We start from the raw sequence: 20,305 nt of genomic DNA, 5'->3' as shown, positions 1-20,305 counted from the left end.
AGGTATGACCATGGCTCTGACGATCAGCGACGCCGTGATCTGGCAGGAGACCGCCGACGGCGTGTCGCTCTACCACACCGAGACCGGCGCGTTCTCGACCCTGAACGAGACCGGTTCCAAGATCTGGATGATGGTCGAGCAGGCCGGCGAGCGTGAGCCCATCGCCCTGTCCATGTCCCGCGCCTACGCGCGCGGCAACGACGCGGTGAGCCGCCGCATCGTGACCGAGGTCAACCAGTTCATCGGCTCGATGGTCGAGAACGGCATGCTCCTCGAAGAGGCGTGATGACCCGTGTGGTGGTCCTGGGCGGCGGGCTGGCCGGGGTGCTGGCCGCCGTCGCGCTGACCCGGCACGCGGACGAGGTCGTGGTCCTGGAGACCGACCACTACCCGGCGAGCCCCCGCCCGAGGCGGGGGCTGCCGCAGTCCCACCACAACCACGTGCTGGTGACGGGCGGCATCCGCGCCCTGGACCGGCTCCTGCCCGGGGTCGTGGACGACCTCCTGGACGCGGGCGCCCACCGCCGCAACATGCCCGGCGACTGCCTGATCTTCTCCGGCGAGGGCTGGTTCCACCGCGTCCGCACCGAGGCCGACCTGATCGCCTGCAGCAGACCCCTCCTGGACGAGGTGGTCAGAAGACACGCCGGCATCGAGGTCGTCCAAGGGGTGACCGCGACCGGGCTGACCGGCGACGCGGGGAAGGTCACCGGCGTCCACATCAGCGCCGAGATCAGAAGACCGGGAAGGGGCCACGCGGGCAGGCTCGCGGAACTCCGCACCACAACCGGCACGCCCCTCAGCGACCTGCCGCAGATCGCCCGAACGGGATCGGTCAGGGCTGATCTCGTCGTCGACGCGACCGGGCGCCGATCCCAGGCTCCCGGCTGGCTGGCCGCGCTGGGGGTCTCCCCCGTGGAAGAGGTCAGCGTGCCCTCCGGCGTCTCCTACGCCACCCGCCTCTACGAGGGGCCCGGCGACATCCCCGCCGTTATGGTCCATCCGAAGTACACCCCGGCCAGGGGCGGCACCCTGTTCCCCATCGAGGGCGGCCGGTGGATCGTCACGATGACCGGCGACCCCCCTCTCGACGAGGCGGGCTTCCTCGCGTACGCGCGAGAGCTCAGGGATCCCGTCATCGCCGACCTGATCGCGAAGGCGAAGCCCGTCGGCCCGATCCGCCCCTGCCACGACACCGCCAACCGCCGTCGCCGCTTCGAGGACGTCACGCTCCCGGAGGGCTTCCTGGCCGTCGGCGACAGCGTCGTCACCGTCAACCCGGTCTACTCGCACGGCATGTCCGTCGCCGCCATGACCGCGGTGCGGATCGCCGAGGAGGGCCCGAGTCAGCGGGCCGTCGCCGAGGTGGCCGACCGGTCGTGGCGGATGGCGGTGGCCGCGCCGCGCAAGGGCGGCGACGCCAAGGTGGGCCGGGCGATGCTGAGCAGTCCCGGCCTGGCCGCCGAGCTCTTTCACGGCCAGGCGCTCATCCCGGCCGTCCGCGACCACCACGCCGTCTTCCGGGCCATGGTCGACGACCCGGTGGAGCCGCTGACCGCCGAGCAGGCGATCAGCCAGTTCGCCTGGGCGCGATGAAGCCCAGCTCGTAGGCGATGCCGACCGCGTGGGCGCGGTTGGCCGCCTGGAGCTTGTCGAGGATCCTGGCCAGGTGTGACCGCACGGTCCCGGCCCCGATGCCCAGCCGGTCGGCGATCTGGGCGTTCGACAGGCCGGTGGCGACCAGGGCGAGCACCTCGGCCTCCCGGCGGGTGAGCGCGGCCAGGTGGTGGTCGACCCCGGTCATCGCGCCCGCGATGCGGTCTCTGAGCCTGGTGATCATCGCCGTGGAGATGAACGTGTGCCCGGCCGCGACCAGCCGGATCGCCGGCACGATCTCGGCGAAGAGCGACGGGCGGTGCACGAACCCGCCGACCCCCTCCCGCAGCGCCCGGCCGAGCAGCTCCTCGTCGAGGTCGTCGGCGACCAGCACGACGTGGCTGCGGCACCGCGTCAGCGCCTCGACCGCGAGGGCGAAGTCGACCCCGGAGTCGATCAGCGCGGCGCTGACCACCACCACCCGGGGCCGCTGGCGGGCGACCAGGTCGCTCAGCCGGGTCCCGGCGCCGGCCTCGCCGACGACGTGGACGCCGTTGCCCATGTGCAGCGATCCTCTGAGTCTGGCCCGAACCCCCCGGTCCGGATCGCCGACGACCACCCTGACGGGCATCGCCTCGACCGAGAGGGCCAATTCGGCCTGATGTGTCACCTGACCACCTGGATTGCCCGTTTCTGCAACACAGGCACAGAATGCGCGCATATGAAAATGCTCACCAGAGCAGCGCACTTACTCATGAGAGCCGCCCTCAGGGGCGGCATACTCATGCGGCTCAGTCTCCGGCCGCCTCCACGACCCTGATCGGCGACCCGCCCAGACGCTCGCCGACCCGCGTCAACGTGAAACCGGCGGCGGCCAGCACGGCGGCGAACTCCGCCCGGGTGCGTTCGCGGCCCCCTGTGTAGACGAGCATCGCGACGTCGCTCATCACCACTCCCGGCGCCTCCTCCGCGGTGAGGCGCTCGGGCATGACCGGCTCGACGACCAGCAACCGCCCGCCCGGCCGCAACGCTTTGCGGCACCCCTGGAGCAGCCGGACGCAGGTGTCGTCGTCCCAGTCGTGCAGGATGCCCTTGAGGACGATGACGTCGCCCTCGGGCACCGCGTCGAAGAAGTCGCCGTGCTCGATCCGGCACCGGCCGGCGACCTCCGCCAGCACCCGCGGGGCGTCGGCGGCCCCCTCGGCCGAGTCGAAGAGCACACCCCGCGCGTCGGGGGTGCGCGCCAGGATCGACGCCAGGAGGGTGCCGTTCCCGCCGCCCACGTCCACGACGGTCCGCCCCGCGAAGTCGAACGTGATGAGGTCGGCGACCTGGCCGGTGCCCTCGCGCATGGCGGTGTTGAAGACGGCCGAGAGGTTCGGCGAGCCGGCGAGGTACTCGAAGAGCGGCTTTCCGTGGACGTGTTCCCAGGCCGTCTCGCCGGTCCGCACCGACTCCGTCAGCGCGCCCCACGCCCGCCAGGTGGCCGGGTCGCCGAGGAGCAGCACACTCGACCTGATCGACCGCGGGTGGCCCGTGCGCAGCGGCTGGCCGAAGGCCGACAGGGCGTAGCGGTCCGGCGGGATCTCGACGGCCACGTCGAGCACGACCAGCGCACGCAGCAGGCGGCGCAGCGTTCCGGGGTCGGCCCCCACCTGACCGGCCAGGGTCCCGGGGTCGATCGGTCCTCGGGCCAGCACGTCAGGCAGGCCGAGCTTCGTGGCGGCGTACAGGATCTGGGAACCGGCGAAGCCGAAGGCCATGGCCGAGAGATTCTTCATGGGCCCACTCGCAGGGGAAGGCGGCGCACGCCGTGGATGAACAGGTCGGGGGTCCACTCCAGATCGGCGGGGTCGGCGGCCAGCTGTAGCGGGCGGCGGACCAGCGCGCCGATCGCGGCCCGCGCCTGGAGCCGGGCCAGCGCCGCGCCCAGGCAGAAGTGGATGCCGTGGCCGAGGCCGAGATGCCGGTTGGGGGTGCGGGCGACGTCGAACACGTCGGGGTCGGGGAAGACCGCCGGGTCGCGGTTGGCGGCCAGCAGCACCGGGACGATCATGTCGCCCTTGGGGACGACCACGTCGCCGAAGGTCACGTCGGTGAGCGCGTAGAGCGGGCGGGAGTGCCCGACCGGCCCGTTGAACCGCATGACCTCCTCGACGGCCGAGCCGATCAGCCCGGGGTCCGCACGCAGCCTGCGCAGTTGCCCGGGATGCCGCAGCAGTTCCAGCACGCCGTTGCCGATCAGGTTGACCGTCGTCTCGTCGCCCGCCATGACCAGCTGGAACACGCTCGACACGAGCTCCTCGTGGTCGAGTTCGGGGCTCAGCGCCAGGTGGGTGAGCAGGTCGCCGCGCGGCTGCTCGCGCCGTTCGGCGACGCGCTTCTCGATGTAGCGCACGAAGGCCAGCCCGGCCACCCTGATCCTCGGCGCGTGGTAGCTGCGCAACATCGCGTCGCTCCAGACCCGGAGCCGGGCCGCGTCCGCCGCGGGGAAGCCGATGAGGTCGGCCATCACCAGGATCGGCAGCGGCAGCGCGAGCTGTTCGATCACGTCGACCTCGCCGTCGAGGCCCGCGACCAGCTCGGCGGTGATCTCGCCGATGCGCCGGTCGAGCCGGGCGACCGTGCGCGGCCCGAACGCGGGGGCCATCAGCCGCCGCAGCCGGGTGTGGTCGGGCGGGTCGAGGTTGAACATGTTCCGGCGCACCATGGCGAGCGGGTCGTCCACGCCCTCGTGCACCACCACCTGCCGCCCGATCGCCGGGTCGAGCAGGGCCCGCTGCACGTCGGCGTACCGGGTGAGGTACCAGGCCCCGTCGATCTTGACGACCGGCGTCTCCTCGCGCATCCGGCGGAGGGCCGGGTGGGGATCCGCGCGCGGGATGCGCATCAGCGTCTCCGCTGGGCGTCCAGGGGGAAGAACGGCGTGACGGTGCGGCCGAGGTCGTCCATGCCGTAGAAGCCGCGCCGGGCCATCTCGACGTGCGGCGGCGCGGTCTTCCAGTGCCGCAGGAACAACCGCGCGCAGAACTCCGGCGGCGGCGTGGCCGCTCTGGCCGTGGCCCGCGCCGTCTCGGCGGCGTCGACGAGCTCGCTCCACTCGGGCCACTTCGGGTGCCGCCGCAGCCGGTCGAGCACCACCCGCCGCCAGTCCTCCGACTGCCAGACCGGCCAGACCCGGATCATCACGAGGCGCAGCCGCTCGGGCAGGTCGAGCGCGTGCTCCTCGGGCGAGAGCCATCTCCCCAGCTCGGGGGGCATCTCGTCGCCGTAGACGCCGAGCTTCTCCCGCGCGTGGGCCTCGCCGCCGAACCCGGCCAGCAGCTCGGCGAGCACCGACGCGTGCACCTCCGGATACTCCGGCGCGAACAGCCTCGCGGCGTTCATGACGTCGAGGTCGCGAGCCGAGCGCCACTTCAGCGCCTCGTAGTGGGTGATCCCGGTCAGCGCGATGTCGGCCGACCAGGCACCGGCGACATCGGTTCTGGGCCCGGCGACCGCGTCGAGGGCCGCCAGGGCGTCGAGCCGCTTGACGTCCCACTTCTCTTCTCTCAGTACGGCCAGCGCCCCCCGGTCGGCCGGATCGACCGCCTCTTCCAGCTCCTCCCACGACCGGTGCGTGAACGGCCGGGCCTTGGCGGCGGCGACGATGCGTTCGCCCGCCCCGGCGTCGACGGTCCCCCGGGCCACCCCGTGACGGAGGTTGACCAGGGCGACCGTGCCCGCCGGATAGCCGTGCTCGGCCGGGCCGTGCAGCACGGCGACCTCGTCGTCGCCGTCGACCACGCCGGAGGAGAACATCTCGTAGACCTCGCCCACGCCGGTCATCCCGAACGGGGCCAGCTCGGCCGCCCGCAGCGCGCCCATCGAGGCCGCGCCGATGACGTGCACCCCCTCGTTGAGCAGCCAGAGGATCTCCTTGTGCCCGACGGAGAGCCGCTCGCGGTAGTAGCCGTCGATGATGACGGCGGTGTCGTCGGGGCTCCACTCCTCCTTGAGCAGGTCACCGCGTGCGGCGGGCGGCACGACCCGGGCCTCGGGCAGCACGGCGTGCACGTCGTCGGCCGACAGGGTCGGCCCCGTGTAGACGACCACCTTCATCAGAACACCTCCGGGATGACGCGGCTGCCGGGGGCCAGCACGCGGGCCACCGGCACGCCGATGTCCGCGCGGGTCAGGTCGGCCACCATGGGCGCGTGCCCGAAGGCGACGGCGGCGCGTTTCACGACGTCGTCCAGGTCGTCGACGAGGCTGCCGCGCGCGGGCGCCTCCTGGATGCCGGCCCCGCCTTCGACCAGCGCCGGATATTCGCTCGCCAGTTGCCGCTGCGCGCCCGCCTTGAGGTCGTCGCGGGCGCCCGAGATGTAGGCCAGCCGCGACTGCGCCGCCTCGGTGATGGCCCGGGACAGGGCGATCTCGGCGCTGAGGTGGCAGCCGTACCCCATGAAGGGCGGCGGGTAGTCGTCGCAGGTGATCCTGACGACGAAGACCGACAGCCCGGTGGGCGAGGGCACCGAGCGGCACTCCATCGTGACGCGGGCGCGGGCCATCAGCTCGCAGAGCACGTCGATCACCGGTGAGCCGATCGACAGGGCGTCGACGAGCTCGCCCTTGTCGCGGCCCGTCAGCCAGGCGGTGACGGCGTCGCGTTCGACCACCTCGTAGAGCGCGTGCAGGGTCGCCTCGACGAGGGTGTTGCCGCTGGCCAGGCCGTTGGTCGACTCGAAGAACACCGGGGCGTTCCAGCCCGTCTTCCGGGTCAGCCGGAACGCGACCGTGTCGCGGGGAACCAGGGTCTCACTTCCGTCGACGAGCGACCGGCCGGGCACCCAGGCGATGGGCAGGCCCTCGTGCAGGACGGTCGGGGACGACAGCGGCAGCGCCGCCACGTCGTAGCCGAGGTCGAGTTCCCTCGGGGGCGAGACGGTGTGGGCGGGCATGGGCTGCTCGGCGTGCCAGAGCTCGATCGACTCCATCATCGCCGACAGTCTCGCCAGGTCGGGGGTGACCCCCTTGCCCTGCGAGACCGCCAGCGTGCGGGACGCCGGCCGGATCGCCTGGAACGTCGGGATGCCGATGTGGTCGAGCCGGGTGATGTCGGCCACCCGGGTGATCCCGACCAGCGGGGCGGCCCGCCCGGCCATCTCCAGCGTCCGGGCCGGTCCGACCGCCCGGTCGGTGCCGGGTAACAGCACCTTCGAGGCGTCGGCGGCCGACTGCAGCCACGTCGTTCTGGACATCGTCTCGCCCCCTCGGGAATCAGATGTTGCGGGCCCGGTTCAGCAGCGCCCGGCCGCCGATCGTGTAGCCGACGATCGCCATCACGGCCAGGATCGCCATGTCGCGCCCGGCCTCCGCGAAGCCGAACAGACTGGCGTCGCGCATGCCGTTGATGGCGTAGGTGAGCGGGTTGACGTGGGAGAACCACTGCAGGACCGTCGGCATGCTGTCGTAGGTGTACATCGACGGCGCGCTGAACACGAGCACCGGCAGCGACAGGTTCGACCCGACCATGAAGGCCTGGTAGTCGGTGACCGTGATGGCCGCCGCCAGGTAGAGCCCGTTGATGGCCAGCGACGCCAGCGCCAGCGTCACCAGCAGGGCCAGCCAGCCCTCCAGGTCGAACGGGAACTCGAAGATCAGCACCGCCGCGATGAGGCCCAGCAGGCTCTGCCCGAGCACCAGCGACACACCGGCGATCATCTTGCCCATCAGGAACCGCGACCTTCTCAGCGGGTACGACCAGAGTTGCGTCGCCACCCCGCTCATCTCCTCCTGGAAGATCGCCATGGCCGAGGTGCCGGCCGCGCTGACCACCGACATGCCCAGCGTCATCGGCAGCAGGAACACCGCGAACCCGACGGCCAGCCCCTTGTACTCCACCGTCTGCACCAGGTTGCTCAGCGAGGTGTTGACCAGCAGCAGGTAGATGAGCATCGGGGCCAGGCCGAGGATCAGGTAGACCCGGTTGCGGGCCAGCAGCGCCCACTCGCGGTAGACCACGGCCCCCAGGTCGGCCTGCCGCGCGGTCCCGGGCGGCGGCGGCTTGTGCTCGAACGTCAGCAGGTCGGCCGGGGTGCTCACGCGGTCACCTTCTCCGTCATCCGCAGGAACGCCTCTTCGAGGGAGTCGGACACGGTCGACACGCCCGTCACCGCGAGACCGGCCAGCGCGGGCAGCACCTCCTGGGCCTTGGCCCCGTGGATGCGCACCTCGTTCTCGCCCGTCGAGATCTCGTGGCCCGCGCCCCGCGCCCAGTCCTCCACCAGCAGCCGGGCCGGCTCGTCCTCCACGCTGACCTGCACGTGGGTGCTGCCGAACTCCTCGACGATCTCGCGCGGCTTGGCGAACCTGACCACCTGGCCCTTGTTGATGACCAGGACCCGCTGGCAGTTGCGCTCCAGCTCCTCGATGTGGTGGGTGGTCCACAGGATGGTGACGCCGTGCTCCTCGCGCAGCCAGGTGACGAACTTCTCGACCTGGCGGCGGCCGGCGACGTCGAGACCGGCCGACGGCTCGTCGAGGATCAGCAGCCGGGGGATGCTGAGCAGCGCCCTGACCAGCTGGAGGCGCTGGCGCTGGCCGCCGGAGAGCTGGAAGCACATGCGGTCGAGGGCCTCGGTGAGGCCCAGGAACCCGGCCACCTCCATCGCCCACGGCTCGACCGCACGCCATTTCAGGCCGCGGAACCTGGCGGCGATGTGCAGGTTGTCGAGGGCGGGCAACATCATGTCGAACGGCGCGGTCTGGTGCATCGCGCCGATGCCGCTCTTGGCCTCCACCGGCTGGCGAATCGGGTCCACGCCGAACACGCGGACGTCCCCGGAGGTAGGGGCGGTGACACCGCAGATCAATTTGATGAGACTCGTCTTACCGGCGCCGTTGGGGCCGAGCAGTCCGCAGGTCTCGCCTGGCGCGATGTCGAACGACACGTCGTCGACCGCGGGCCGGTTCATGCCCTTGTACTGCTTGGTAAGCCCCGTGGCCGTCACCACGTCACTCATGGCTTGAGTATGGGCCGGTGATCAGTGGGCCGGACAACCCCACGAAAGTGGGCTTATGCCGAACGGCAGAGGCCTGATTGTGTCTCCCGGCCGCGTACGCAGACCATCGGCCCATGGACACGGGCTCCTACACCCTGCGGATGCCGGTGGCGGCGCGCGGCGTGAGCTGGCGGCTGCCCGACGACGACGATCCCCGGACCGTGCTGCCGTGCGTGGTGCTGGCCGACCGCGCGGGCATGGGCGAGTTCGCCGGGCTGCAACGCGGCCTGCGCACCCTGGGCGTGCCGAGCGTGCGCATCGACGCCGGTTCGGTCGCCGACCTGACCCGCCACGAGGACGGCTCCCTGACCATCGACGGCCGCCGCATCCTGCCGACGGTCGTGTGGGTGCGGCACTTCGGGCTGTGCGGCGAGAAGGAGGCCCACGCCCTGTTCCGCGCCGAGTCATGGGTCGCCCTGGTCGACCAGGTGACGGCCCTCTCCTCGGTACGCATCCCCGACGGCCTCGACCCCGGCAGGCTGGCCCAGCTCGACGGCGCGGCCAAGGCCGGCGTCCGGGTGCCGCGCACGATCGTCACCACCGACCCGGGCAGCGCCGCCCTCCCCAGCCGCAAGATCGTCGTCAAGGCGCTGAGCAGGCACTTCGTGGAGGCCGAGCCGAACCTGCTGGAAGGCGTCTTCCCCGAGATCGGCGAGCGCACCGCCTTCCGCGCCCGGGACGTGCCGATGATCGTCCAGGAGTACGTCGAGCACACCGCCGAACTGCGGGTCTACCACGTGGACGGCGAGATCCGGGCCTTCCGGGTCGACAAGCCGTCACCCGCGGCGATCTGGCGCGACGAGGACTCCGTGACGGTCACGCCCGTCGCGGCGCCCCCGGAGGTGGCCGAGGCCGTGCACCGCCTGGCCGAGTTGTGGGGGCTGCGCTACGGCGCCTTCGACTTCCTGCTCACCGGCGACGGGCCGGTGTTCCTGGAGGTCAACCCCGACGGCGACTGGCGCTGGTTCGAGTCGAAGGCCGGCGTCGACGACGTCTCGATGGCCACGCTCGCGATGGTCCGGCGGCTGCACCGCGAGAACACCCGCGTCGACCTGTCGGGCTTCCTCCTGCTGGGCGGCCGGGCCACGGCTCTCGACGCCCGCGTGCTCGGGCCGCTCGACCTCCGCGTCGGCGGCGTGCCCGTGCAGATCAGCGCCAGGAAGTCGCGCCTGCTGGCGGCGATCCTGCTGTCGAACCCGAACGAGGTGATCCCGACCGACCACCTCATCGACGCCCTGTGGGAGGGCCGCCCCCCGGCCACGGCCCGCAAGAACCTCCAGGTGTACGTCTCGGAGCTGCGCAAACGCCTCGGCGACCGCATCGCCTTCGAGGGCTGGGGCTACCGCCTGGACGCCCGCCGCGACGAGCTCGACCTGCTCCACTTCCGCGACCTCGCGGCGGCCGGACGCGAGATGCGCCGCCGCGGTGCGGGCGACGCGGCCCTCCACCTGCTCGACCGGGCCCTCGACCTGTGGCGGGGCCGCCCGCTGGCCGAGTTCGCCGGGGTGCCCCTGATCGACGAGACGGTGGCCCGCTGCACCGACCTCCACCTGGCGGTGAACGAGGACTGGGCCGAGCTCCAGATCGAACGCGGCGCCTTCGTCGAGGTGCTGAGCCGGCTCGACGACCTGGCCGCCTTCTTCCCCGCCCGCGAACGCCTGATCGCCGCCCGGATGACCGCCCTGGCGGGCTGCGGCCGGGCGCCCGAGGCGCTCGCCCAGTTCGAGGCGGTCCGCCGCCGCCTGGCCGGAGAGCTGGGCATCGACCCCAGCCCCGTACTCAAGCGGCTCTACACGTCGATCCTGACGGGCAAACCGGCCGCAAGGCCTGGCAATACCGACGGTTAAGCGCGCGAACCTACGCTCGAAACGCAAGCGATCACGCGAGGAGTTCATTAATGGATCTTGCGTACGACGACCTGATCAATGATCGCGACCGATGGCTGATCGTCATGCTGGCCCGGGGTTACACCACCACCCGGATCGCCCGCGAGATGCACCTCAGCCGGCACACCGTGGCCGAACGCATCAGCAAACTCCTCGACCAGTTCGCCTGCTCCAACCGAAGTCAGCTCGTGGCCTATTCGTACGCCCACCGCTTCCTCAACGTGGGGGTGTGGCCTCCGGGAGTGCGGCGCTGAGACCCTCGGGCGGCGGCGTGCGCGCGGTGTTCATCACCATGGCCAGCGTCGTGTAGTAGCCGGCCGTGGCGACCGCCGCGACCACCCGCTCCTCGCCGAAGACCGCCACCGCCTCGGCGTACGTGGCGTCGGAGACGTCCTTCGTACGCTGCAGTTCGTCGACCACGTCCCACATCACGGCCAGGCGGCCGTCCGACGGGCGCTCGGCTCTGCCGACGGCCTCGACGTCGGCGGGCGGCACGCCCTTGGCCAGGGCGATCGGGTGGTGGAAGGCCCACTCGTAGGGCTGGTCCCAGTGCCGGGCCACGGTGAGCACGACCACCTCGACGAGGTCCTCGTCGAGCACGCCGCCGAACCGGATCGTCTCCCCGACGAGCTGCAGCCGCGTCATCAGCTCGGGGCTGCGCAACAACGGCACGAACGGGCCGGAGACGCCGCCGCGCGGGCCCGCCGTGATGCGGTCGATCGCGGCCCGCTGCTCCGGGGTCGGGTCGGCGGGGAAGGGCAGGCGGTCCGTATCAGTGGTCACTTATATAAGGTAGTCGGATGCACGCCTTCGACGTCCTGGGAGATCCCGTCAGGCGGCGGATCCTCGAACTGCTCGCCGGTGGGGAACAACCCGCCGGGGAGGTGGGCGCGGTCGTCCAGGCCGAGTTCGGCATCAGTCAGCCGGCCGTGTCGCAGCACCTCCGGGTGCTGCGCGAGAACAAGTTCGCGACCGTGCGGGTCGACGGGGCACGGCGGCTCTACGCGGTCGACCCCGCGCCGCTCGCCGAGATCGACCGCTGGCTGACCCGGTACCGGAAGGGTCAACCGCTGTAGGCGGCGGTGCAGCCGCCGTCGCCGGAATCGGGCCTGCCCTCGGCCACGACCACGCCGTCGACGGTGATCTGGCAGGTCAGCCTCACACCGTCGACCGCCTCGGCCTCCACGTTCAGGTCGTCGAGGCCGGCGAGGTCGAGCTCCTTCACGAAGGGCAGCACCACGCCCTTGCCGGAGGCCACCTCGCTGCCCTCGGCGTTCATCAGTAAGTCGGCGGCGGTCGCGTCGGGCCGGTCGGCGACCACCTTCATCACGACCTCGTGGACGTCGGATTCGTCGTCGAACTCCACCGGCGGCGGCGCCTCGATCGACTCCGACGACCAGTCGTCGCCGTCGTCGTCATCGTCGAACGCGGCGGGCAGCGCCACCAGGGTGAACAGCAGCGCGGCGCCGGTCACGACGGCGATGATCTTGCCCGTGTTGCGGTCTTCGCGGCCCCGTTCCCTGGCCCGGCTGCCGAGCACGGCGAAGACCAGCGCCGGGATCCACATGAGCCCGAAACTCGCGAACCCGAGGGCGAAGCTGACCCAGGCCGCGGTCCGGTAGGCCCTGCCCACGTCGCGGACCTGCTGCGGCGGATAGTGGACGGGAGGCGCGTAGGTCACTTGGGGAGGAGGCGGGGGCGGCGTGTAGGAATGGGCCGAGGGCATCAGGGGCATGCCCGGGATCGGTGGCAGGTCGCGTATCAGCTCGTTGAGGTCTCCCCACGTCACCGCGGTCTGCGCGGCCGCGAGCCGGGTCGAGAGTTCCTGGTCGTCGAGCCGCCCGACGGCGTAGTGCTCACGCAGAACGGCGCAGGCGCGGTCGCGCTCCGCGTCGGACACACGCATGTGCTGCATTTCCGACCTCCCCTGTGTGCCCTCCAAACTAGCCAACCGCCATGACGGGATTCGGGGGATTTTCCGAGAGAATCGGCTCCGGTGAATCGGCCTTGGCGTTCTCCGAGTTTGTCGGTCGGTGTGCCTAAGGTCCGGGGACATGACCTCAGCGACTCCCGGGCTTCCGACGTCCCGCGAACGGACCCTTTCCGCCCTCAGGTTCTGCAGCGGCGACGTGGAGGTCACGCCGTGAGGCAGATCCTCGACCTGATCCGGCGCAACCAGGTCCACGAGCTCGGCAGGCGCCTGCTCACCCTGACCGAGGCCGAACGCGGCGAGATCGGCCGCGCGTTACCCGGCCTGGTGAAAGACCTGCGCGCCGAGAAGACGGCCGAGCTCGCGCGGCGCGACTACGCCGCCGACTGGGAGCGCGCGTGGGACGAGGGCTTCGAGATCGACGAGATGCTCGACGGCCTGGCCACCGCGCTGCTGCTGGCCGGGCTCGGCACCATCACCGGCCCGGCCGCCGCCGTCTCGTTCGTCACGGGCCGCGACGTCAACCGCCGCCGGGCCCTCGGTCTCAACGTCGCCGACGCCGTCAGGGTCGCCGCGTCCCGCCCGGTCGAGTGGCAGCAGGACGTCGCCGTACGGCTCGCGCGCCGCATCCGCCGTCCGGACGACCGCATCGCGCCCCTGGCGGTGGCTCTGCTGCGCGCCTCCGGCGCCGAGCCTCCCGACCACGACCCGCTGGTGGTGGCGTGGTTGCGGATGATGACCCATCCCAACGACCCCCTGACGTCGGCCCTCCTCCTGCGGGTCTTCGACGCCGAGGGCGCCGGCCGCGAACTGCGCGACGAACGCCTGACCCCCGCCCCCACCCGCTGGCTGGCCCGGGTGCGCAGAGACGTCCCCCGCGACCAGGCCATCGACGGCTGCGTCAGCCGCTTCCTGCGCGGCGGCGAGGCGCAGGACCTGCGCTTCTTCGTCCGCCTCCACGACCTGCTCGCCCCGACCCCCGAGGAGACCGCGGGCCGGCTGCGCGACTACCTGCGGCTGCTGCCCTCCTCGCCCGGTCCGGTGGCCGAACTCGCCGCCAGGCAGGTCAAGGCCGTGTTCCCGATCGACCGCGCCGACCTGGTCGAGGCGGTCGAGTCGCTGACGTTCCGCGCCGAGGCCAAACTGGCCACGATCGGCCTGCGCTGGCTCGACGCCGAACTGAAGCGCACCCCGTCGGCGGCGGCCGAGTTCGGCCCGGCGCTGGTGACCGCCTACGGGCACACGTCGTTCGACGTCCAGTCGAGAGCGGTCGACCTGACGCTCAAACACGTGACCGACGGCTCGCTGGTCGCCGACGGGATCGCGGCCCTGCCCGCCGATCTGGCCGCCCTCCTGACGACCCGCTTCTCCGGCGAACCCTCGTTCGAGGAGCCCGCGCCCGCCGTGACGTTCCCGCCGCTGCCCGCGGTCCCCGCGCCGAAGCCGTTCCCGGAACCGTCGTCGTCGGCCGTCCGCGAGCCGGTCTCGACGTGGATCGGCACCGAACGCTGGCTCGCCGCCTTCACCCGCGACGCCACCCGCGACCGCGCCGCGCTCCGCAGCTCACTGAGACGCCGCGACCACTGGTGGCACCGGTCCTGGGTATGGGCCGATCCCCGCGACTGGATGGAGGCCCTGTCGGCCGAGCTGATCACCCCTGGGTGGGCGCCGGAGGAACCTCCCGCCGAATCCTGGCCGTGGGACCACCAGGTCATGCAGCTGCGGGTGTACGCCGCACCCGACGAAGACGAGATGGTCCTTGAAGAGAGGGTTGGGCGCGGACGCGGGCTGACCTACGGGTTCACGGGTTACCTGCCGGAGGCGGTGCTCGGCCTGGCCGACGACCCTTCGGTGAAGACCCGCGGCACCGAGCGCTTGCCAGAACTTCGGCGGGTGACGCCGCTGCACCTGTTCTTGTTGCACCGCTTCAGTGAGTTGTACGACGCCCTGCGCGACGACGTGCTCCCGCCCGTCCTGCTGGCGACCCCGACTCTCGACAACGGCCACCTCGACCCGGAGGTCCTGGTCGACCGGCTGGAGACCTGCGCCGAAGCCGGGCGTGAACCGCTCCCGGCCGACCTGGCCCAGGCGCTGATGCGCCTGCCGAGGGGCGCCCACCCGGCGGCGGCGGAACGGGCCGCCAAGGTCGGCTCGGCGGCGGCGCGGGCGGCGGCCGGGTGGCTGGCCGGCGACGGACTGCCCGACCCGGTCACCGGCGTCGAATGGACCGGGGAGGGCGACCACGTCCGCGTGCGGCCTCTGCTGCGGCTCGCGGCTCCCACGGGCGACCGGCTGATCGACGAGGTCATGCTGGCGCAGCCCGGCCGGCACGTCTCCGACGAGTTCGCCCGCCACCCGGACTGGTACGCCCCGATGGTGCCCTCGCACCGCGAGGTGGCCTCGGCCAACTGCCTGGCGCAGGTCACCGGGCCGTGGCACTACCAGCGCCTCACCGTCGCCGCCTTCCGCCGCTGCGCCGCCGCCGACGGCCCGCTGGGCGACGCGTCCGCCGTCGTCCTCGGCCTCCTCCTGGTCGACCGCGACCGGGACGACCCGATGGTCGGGCTGCTGCTCGACCTCGCCGCGCAGGGCGCGCTCCCCGTCGAGGCCCTCGGCCGTCAACTCGGCGAACTGGTCAGGCGGGCGCGATCGGGCATCCGCCCGCTGGTCGCCGCCCTGTCCGAGCTGGCCCAGGAGGGCGCACCCCACCAGGTGTGGGCCGTCCTGCGCGGGCTGCTGCCCCACCTGCTGCCCCGCGCGGGTGAGCGCGCCACCACCCCCCAGTCGGAGGCGGTCGCCTTCGCGACCGAGGTCGCGTCGTGGATCGGGGCGACCGGCGAGATCCCCGAGATCACCGCCCTCGCGGCGCGCACGGGCCGGAGCCGCTTCACCCGCGAGTGCCGCCGCCTGCGCGACCGGCTGGCCCCCGCCCAGAGCTGAACGAGAGCGACGAGATCCCCCTGCCGGATGACCTTCCCGATCCGCCAGGGGGACGTCCTCCCGCCCTGCCCCTCCCTAGCGTGGAACACCACCTTCGACAGGGGAGACGACATGCGTCGCGGTAGGGAACGGGCGATGTGGCTGGCCGTGGGCATCACCGCCGGGCTGGTCGCGGGCGGGGCCGGGGTGGCGGTCGCGGTGGCCGACGACATGCGGATCACGGCCTGTGTCGGGGCCGACGGGGTGCTCCGCGTGCCGGGGCCGATCGAGCAGACGATGTTGCGGCCGCTGCCGACCGAGCCGCCCGGCGACACGTGCCCGATGGGCTACCAGCAGATCACCTGGAACCAGACCGGCCCCACCGGCCCGATGGGCCGCACCGGCGCGCAGGGTCCGGCAGGCGCGCAGGGTCCGGCCGGACCACAGGGCCCCACTGGTCCGAAGGGAGACCCGGGACCGCAAGGAGACGCCGGACCGCAAGGAGAGACCGGACCGCAAGGAGAGACCGGACCACAAGGAGAAAGCGGACCACAAGGAGCGCCGGGGCCACAGGGCGCGACGGGACCGCAAGGAGAGGCGGGATCGCGAGGAGAAACGGGGCCGCGAGGAGAGGCGGGACCGCAGGGCGCGACGGGGCCGCGAGGAGAGGCGGGACCGCAGGGCGCGACGGGACCGCGAGGAGAGCAAGGGCTCCCCGGCGCTCAGGGGGCGAAGGGCGATCAGGGGCCGCGGGGTGAGCGGGGAGCCGATGGCGTCGCCGGGTTGCAGAAGGTCGTCGCGACCAACAGGTTCCCCGCCAACACGGCCGGCACGACCATCGCCAAGTGCCCTTCCGGCAAGGTGCTGCTCGACTCCGACTACCAGGTCTCGGCCCAGTACGTCGCCCTGCTCAACCCCCATTCGGTCGCCTGGGCGCGTCTCTTCTCCCAGACCGGCGGGCCGCTCGACGACGCCGTGAGCGTCCTGTTCCCGGTGAACAACACCAACGGCACCGTCACCGTCACCGTCACAGCGCTCTGCGGGCAGGCGTAAGGGACGGACTTATCGCCTATGGGTTAGTTTGACGGCCGTGATCAGTGGTGGAGCATGAAGCCGTGCCCCCACCAAGATCACAGCCGTCTCCCCATGGGTTTGGAACGGTCCTGCATGAGGAAGTCCCGCAGCCGCTCGCCGGTCGGCAGGAGCGAACCGCAGCCGGTCTACTTCGAGGCGCCCGCCGAGACGATCGAGATCCAGGAGATCGACCCGCTGCCCGTGCTGGAGCAGGCGACGCGTGACCACGCCTACCCCGGCACCTCGATCGTCGTCCGGATCGACTACCGGAACACCTCGGCGCTGCTGAACCGCGTCGGGATGGCCGGCTCTCTCCAGCAGCTCTGCGCGGCGCTCGGCCAGACCAACGCCGACCTCGGCCAGCGGCTGGCGGAGACGTTCACCCCGAGCCAGCTGGCATGGCTGGTGCGGGCGTTGACGATCTACGGCGCGAACGCCGGGAAGCTGACCGAGCTGGGCGTCGACCTGCCCACGGTCGTGCGGCGGCTGATCAAGGTGGTCCGGCGCGGTGTGCTCACTCCGCCGGGCACGCCCGGCGACGGGTTCGTCAACGAGGTCGTGTTGTGCGGCGGCTGGATGCAGGCCTCGTTGTGCGCCGTCCCGATGGCGGTGAGGCCGCAGATTCTCACGGCGCTCAACAGGCTCTACTTCCCGGGCGGGCTGCCGGGCCGGCCGCAGGTCATCGGGCCCCTGGACCCGGAGCTGCTGCGCGCCGGGCTGCGAAAGGCCCTGACCAGGGTGCTCGACCAGCAGCTCAGGCCGTGGGACCCACCACCCGGCGAGCGGCTCGAACGGGTCGACTTCACCGAGATACGGCGCATCGCCGACTTCCTGGAGAGATTCGTCTGCGAAGTGCTGGCCCCCTTCCCGCTGGCATACGCCGACGGTCCCCTCTACGGCGTCCCCTACTCGGGTTGTCTGACCAGTTCCGAGGAGGTGACCGTCGACCACGACGGACTGCTCGGCTGGATGGAGAACCGGGGCACCCGCGTCGGGCGCGACCCCGCCTACGAGGCGCCCATGACGGCGGCGAACTACCACCCGGGCCGGACGGCCGACCAGGAGGCGCTCCGGCAGATCTACGCCGACCTGCTGAGCGACGCCGACTTCGCCCGGAAGGTGGGCCGGCTGATCAACCACACGCCGCAACACGCGGCGGCCGACGGCATGACCTACCTGCTGCCCTGCTATCCGAACCCGGCCGTGCAGTCACGGGCGGAGTGGCGGTGGCGGATGACGCGCACCATGATCCACGAGTTCATGCACCGGATCACCCACCCCAATGTGGTCGACGCCGCCCAGCACGTCCACCAGCCGCAGATCCTCAAGGAGGGCTTCGTCGAGGTGTTCACCGCGTTGGTGCTGCAGCGGCTGTCCGACCGCGCCGCCGCCGACCAGGAGGTGCGGGACCTGATCCTCGGCCCCGGCACGCCGTGGACGCCCGCCCCCGACGCCTACCTCAAGGTCGGCTACGGCCAGGACGGCGCCGACGCACAGCAGATCACCAAGGTGCTCGGCCGGGGCAACGTGGCGATCGGCTACTTCCTCGGCGACGTCAGACGCCTGGCGATCATGGACCCGCAGTGATCCCACCCCCCGAGGACCGCAGATGGCGCTGACCAAGACCAAGCGCGGCACCGAGCCCCCGAGCCTGGCCGAGCGACTGCGCGACGGCGCCGAGGCGGCGTTCCGGTCGCTGGAGGCCGAACTGCTGGGCCAGGGCCCGTTCGGCTCCCACTGGATCGACGTCGCCGCCATGTCCCTGCCCCAGCAGGCCTGGCTGATCCACGCCCTCCACCTGCTGACCCGCAACCCGGGCGACTACCAGCGCACACCCGCCGTGGCCCGGCTGGTCGGCCACGCCCGCCGCCACACCGCCGAACCGGGCGAGGCCGCCTTCGAGCGCGAGGTGCTGGCGGTGAGCGGCTGGACCGAGGCGGTCTTCCCCGCCACGCTCACCGTGCCGGAGCCCGCCGATCTGTCCGTCGTACCGGCCGGCCATGAGTGGATCTCCGAGGAGGTCGACCGCCGCCTCGCCGCCGCCCCCGAAGGCCGGCTCGACCCGCTGGCCGCCGCCGACCTGGGCGCCGTCGTGCAGGCCGCGCTCCGGGCCGAGTTCCCCGGCAACCGCTACGAGGGCCCGCTCTACGACGGTTACGACCTGGGCTCCCGCGTCCGCGACTCCGTCGAGCTGCCCGGCGGCGCGGCGGCGCGGGCCGCCTATGTGACCATGCTCGGCGGCGACCCGGCCGTGCTCGACTCCGACCCCGGCCTGGCCGGCCGGGTCGGGCGGCTGATCACCCGGGACGCCTCCCACGGCCCGGGGCGGGAGGTCTTCGTCCCGGCGGCGGACCGGGCCCTGCTGACCCACGCCTTCCTCCACGTGCTGGCCCATCCGGGGTTCCGCGAGCGGGCCGGACGGCTGGAGGAGGACCTGGTCGCCCTGTTCACCGCCGAATACGGCGAGGGCGCCCCGCCCGGCGACGGCCCGGCGGCGGCGCTGCTGGAGGAGCTCGGGTCCGACCGGCTGAAGGTGGCGTTCTTCTTCGGCCGGACCGAGTACCTCGGCCTCTAGCTGGGATCCTCGTGGCGGTGCGGGGACTTCCACGGGAGCCCGGCGTTCTCGATGGCCTGGTACACCTTTACCGCCAGCTCCTTCGGGGTGCCCACCACAGGAGTGTTCTCGATCACCGACTGGACGATCCTGGCGCGGCTCTGGGTGAAGCTGTCGTCCGTCGGGCCGCCTGGCATGTTGTGCTTGGGCTCCTCCGCCCACCCCACGAAATAGGCCACCCGGGAGTAGAAGGGACTCATGTTCATCTCGCCCTCACCGGGCGGGACGCCGTCCCTGACCTTGGCCAGGAGCCTGCTCCCGACGACGTCGGAGCGGTCGCCGGGGTCGTCGCCGACGAGGTAGTAGAGCACCAGCTTGTCGTATTTGGGCGGGTCGTCGGTCTTGGTGGACTGGAGGAGCACCTTGAACTTGACGAAGTTGGCGCCGATCTCCCCGTCGGCGAAGACCAGGGACAACTTCTTGGCCAGGAGCAGGGCGGTCTGTTGTGACCGCACGTTGACGACCAGACGCCGCATCCGCCGGTGGAGGTCGGCCTCCTTGAAGAAGACGACGGTGTTCATCACATGGAGGTAGTCGCCCAGAATGAGCGCGGTCTCCAGGTCGCCTTCGTACTCCTGGGGCGCGCAGAAGTAGACGGTGCTCTGGACGCCGAGGTCGACGAACTCCTGGACCTCGGCGGGATCGATGGGCGTGGCCAGATAGGTCTGGTCGGTCAGGTCGGCGCTCATCAGGCCGTAGACCCGCTTGGGGTTGCGGTCCGGCCGGATCTCTCCGGTCCGCGGGTCGTAGAAGTACTCCCACAGGGTGTGGAAGAAGTCGAGGTCACGCAGGTAGTCGAGTTTCACCCGCGTCTCGTCGTCGAGCGAGCCGCGAGGGGAGCGCGCCCGTGCCGAGGTCAGGGTGGGCCGGGTCGTGGTCGTCGTGATCTGGGGGACGGTCTCGACGGGGGCGACGTCGGTGTCGAAGCCGGTGTCGAAATCGGCGTCGAGGCCGAGGGTGAACTCGTCGATCGGGCCGCCGTCGGCGTCGGAGGAGAGATCCCTTTCGAGGTCGAAGTCGACGTCGAACTCGATGTCCGCGGGGATCTCCACGGGGATCCTGGGCGTCGGGCGGCGCTGGATGAAGTCATGGGCGGGGCCGTCGAAGGCGGGAGCCGGAACGGTGCGGTTCCACGCGACCTGGTTGGCCGGGGCCTGGACCGGCGGGCCCTGGGTGGGGCGCGCCGGGGCCTTCTGCTTCTTCTTCGACTTCTTCTTGTTGAACACGCAGGTCCAGCTCTCTC

Annotated in this window: 19 protein-coding genes; 9 read left to right on the top strand and 10 right to left on the bottom strand. The window is 71.8% G+C overall.

Going from position 1 to position 20,305, the window contains the following annotated elements; all coding sequences use genetic code 11:
* Nucleotides 1-10 precede the first annotated feature (10 nt).
* Both GT755_RS19195 and GT755_RS19190 read left to right on the top strand, forming a co-directional pair.
* Entirely contained in the window at nt 11-286 is a 276-nt protein-coding gene (locus GT755_RS19195; protein WP_161481040.1) for a PqqD family protein, read from the top strand.
* Nucleotides 286-1,596, top strand: coding sequence for an NAD(P)/FAD-dependent oxidoreductase (locus tag GT755_RS19190; protein WP_161481039.1), 1,311 nt, complete (start codon nt 286-288; stop codon nt 1,594-1,596). Before GT755_RS19195 ends, GT755_RS19190 begins: the two co-directional genes overlap by 1 nt.
* Here GT755_RS19190 and GT755_RS41200 read toward each other — a convergent pair.
* From GT755_RS41200 to GT755_RS19155, 7 genes are all read right to left on the bottom strand, one after another.
* A complete protein-coding gene (locus GT755_RS41200) occupies nt 1,571-2,266 on the bottom strand; it encodes a response regulator transcription factor (protein WP_161481038.1) in 696 nt (231 codons plus the stop codon). The two genes, GT755_RS19190 and GT755_RS41200, sit on opposite strands and share 26 nt — an antisense overlap.
* A 121-nt stretch (nt 2,267-2,387) precedes the next feature.
* Nucleotides 2,388-3,377, bottom strand: coding sequence for a methyltransferase (locus tag GT755_RS19180; protein WP_161481037.1), 990 nt, complete (start codon nt 3,375-3,377; stop codon nt 2,388-2,390).
* The gene (locus tag GT755_RS19175; protein WP_161481036.1) at nt 3,374-4,486 is read right to left on the bottom strand and encodes a cytochrome P450; all 1,113 of its coding nucleotides are present in this window, start codon (nt 4,484-4,486) and stop codon (nt 3,374-3,376) included. The genes GT755_RS19180 and GT755_RS19175 overlap by 4 nt, the downstream gene beginning before the upstream one ends.
* Entirely contained in the window at nt 4,486-5,697 is a 1,212-nt protein-coding gene (locus GT755_RS19170; protein WP_161481035.1) for a TfuA-like protein, read from the bottom strand. Before GT755_RS19170 ends, GT755_RS19175 begins: the two co-directional genes overlap by 1 nt.
* The gene (locus GT755_RS19165; RefSeq protein WP_161481034.1) at nt 5,697-6,836 is read right to left on the bottom strand and encodes a YcaO-like family protein; all 1,140 of its coding nucleotides are present in this window, start codon (nt 6,834-6,836) and stop codon (nt 5,697-5,699) included. Before GT755_RS19165 ends, GT755_RS19170 begins: the two co-directional genes overlap by 1 nt.
* 19 nt (nt 6,837-6,855) lie before the next feature.
* Nucleotides 6,856-7,680: an ABC transporter permease gene (locus tag GT755_RS19160; protein ID WP_161481033.1), complete on the bottom strand. Its 825-nt coding sequence runs from the start codon at nt 7,678-7,680 to the stop codon at nt 6,856-6,858.
* On the bottom strand, nt 7,677-8,600 hold the full coding sequence (locus GT755_RS19155; protein WP_161481032.1) for an ABC transporter ATP-binding protein: 924 nt from the start codon (nt 8,598-8,600) through the stop codon (nt 7,677-7,679). Before GT755_RS19155 ends, GT755_RS19160 begins: the two co-directional genes overlap by 4 nt.
* A 113-nt stretch (nt 8,601-8,713) precedes the next feature.
* Between GT755_RS19155 and GT755_RS19150 the strand changes: the two genes are divergently transcribed.
* Both GT755_RS19150 and GT755_RS19145 read left to right on the top strand, forming a co-directional pair.
* Nucleotides 8,714-10,486, top strand: coding sequence for a BTAD domain-containing putative transcriptional regulator (locus tag GT755_RS19150; RefSeq protein WP_161481031.1), 1,773 nt, complete (start codon nt 8,714-8,716; stop codon nt 10,484-10,486).
* A 50-nt stretch (nt 10,487-10,536) separates the two neighbouring features.
* On the top strand, nt 10,537-10,779 hold the full coding sequence (locus GT755_RS19145) for a LuxR C-terminal-related transcriptional regulator (protein ID WP_062349263.1): 243 nt from the start codon (nt 10,537-10,539) through the stop codon (nt 10,777-10,779).
* On the opposite strand, the gene GT755_RS19140 is transcribed toward GT755_RS19145, so the two are convergent.
* Nucleotides 10,742-11,308 (bottom strand): carboxymuconolactone decarboxylase family protein, encoded by a 567-nt coding sequence (locus tag GT755_RS19140; RefSeq protein ID WP_161481030.1) that lies wholly within the window; start codon nt 11,306-11,308, stop codon nt 10,742-10,744. The genes GT755_RS19145 and GT755_RS19140 overlap by 38 nt on opposite strands.
* Before the next feature lie 17 nt (nt 11,309-11,325).
* Between GT755_RS19140 and GT755_RS19135 the strand changes: the two genes are divergently transcribed.
* Nucleotides 11,326-11,601 carry an ArsR/SmtB family transcription factor gene (locus tag GT755_RS19135; RefSeq protein ID WP_161481029.1) on the top strand — a complete coding sequence of 92 codons (276 nt, stop codon included), beginning with the start codon at nt 11,326-11,328 and terminating at the stop codon, nt 11,599-11,601.
* On the opposite strand, the gene GT755_RS19130 is transcribed toward GT755_RS19135, so the two are convergent.
* Nucleotides 11,589-12,440, bottom strand: a complete 852-nt coding sequence (locus GT755_RS19130; RefSeq protein ID WP_202610202.1) for a DUF1707 SHOCT-like domain-containing protein — start codon at nt 12,438-12,440, stop codon at nt 11,589-11,591. The genes GT755_RS19135 and GT755_RS19130 overlap by 13 nt on opposite strands.
* Nucleotides 12,441-12,668: 228 nt before the next feature.
* Here GT755_RS19130 and GT755_RS41195 point away from each other — a divergent pair, with 228 nt between their 5' ends.
* The 4 genes from GT755_RS41195 to GT755_RS19110 all read left to right on the top strand — a co-directional run bounded on the left by GT755_RS41195 (nt 12,669) and on the right by GT755_RS19110 (nt 19,023).
* On the top strand, nt 12,669-15,395 hold the full coding sequence (locus GT755_RS41195; RefSeq protein ID WP_161481028.1) for a DUF7824 domain-containing protein: 2,727 nt from the start codon (nt 12,669-12,671) through the stop codon (nt 15,393-15,395).
* A gap of 111 nt (nt 15,396-15,506) precedes the next feature.
* Nucleotides 15,507-16,427, top strand: coding sequence for a collagen-like domain-containing protein (locus GT755_RS19120; RefSeq protein WP_235966855.1), 921 nt, complete (start codon nt 15,507-15,509; stop codon nt 16,425-16,427).
* Nucleotides 16,428-16,541: 114 nt separating this feature from the next.
* Complete coding sequence (locus GT755_RS19115) at nt 16,542-18,035, top strand: hypothetical protein (protein WP_161481027.1); 1,494 nt, start codon at nt 16,542-16,544, stop codon at nt 18,033-18,035.
* 22 nt (nt 18,036-18,057) lie between these two features.
* Entirely contained in the window at nt 18,058-19,023 is a 966-nt protein-coding gene (locus tag GT755_RS19110; RefSeq protein WP_161481026.1) for a hypothetical protein, read from the top strand.
* On the opposite strand, the gene GT755_RS19105 is transcribed toward GT755_RS19110, so the two are convergent.
* Nucleotides 19,020-20,288 carry a hypothetical protein gene (locus GT755_RS19105; protein ID WP_161481025.1) on the bottom strand — a complete coding sequence of 423 codons (1,269 nt, stop codon included), beginning with the start codon at nt 20,286-20,288 and terminating at the stop codon, nt 19,020-19,022. The two genes, GT755_RS19110 and GT755_RS19105, sit on opposite strands and share 4 nt — an antisense overlap.
* Between the last annotated feature and the right edge of the window lie 17 nt (nt 20,289-20,305).

It is taken from the genome of Herbidospora solisilvae (assembly GCF_009901565.1).
Lineage (GTDB): Bacteria > Actinomycetota > Actinomycetes > Streptosporangiales > Streptosporangiaceae > Herbidospora > Herbidospora solisilvae.
Note: the sequence above shows the minus strand (reverse complement) of the source record. Positions and strands in the feature narration are given on the sequence as shown.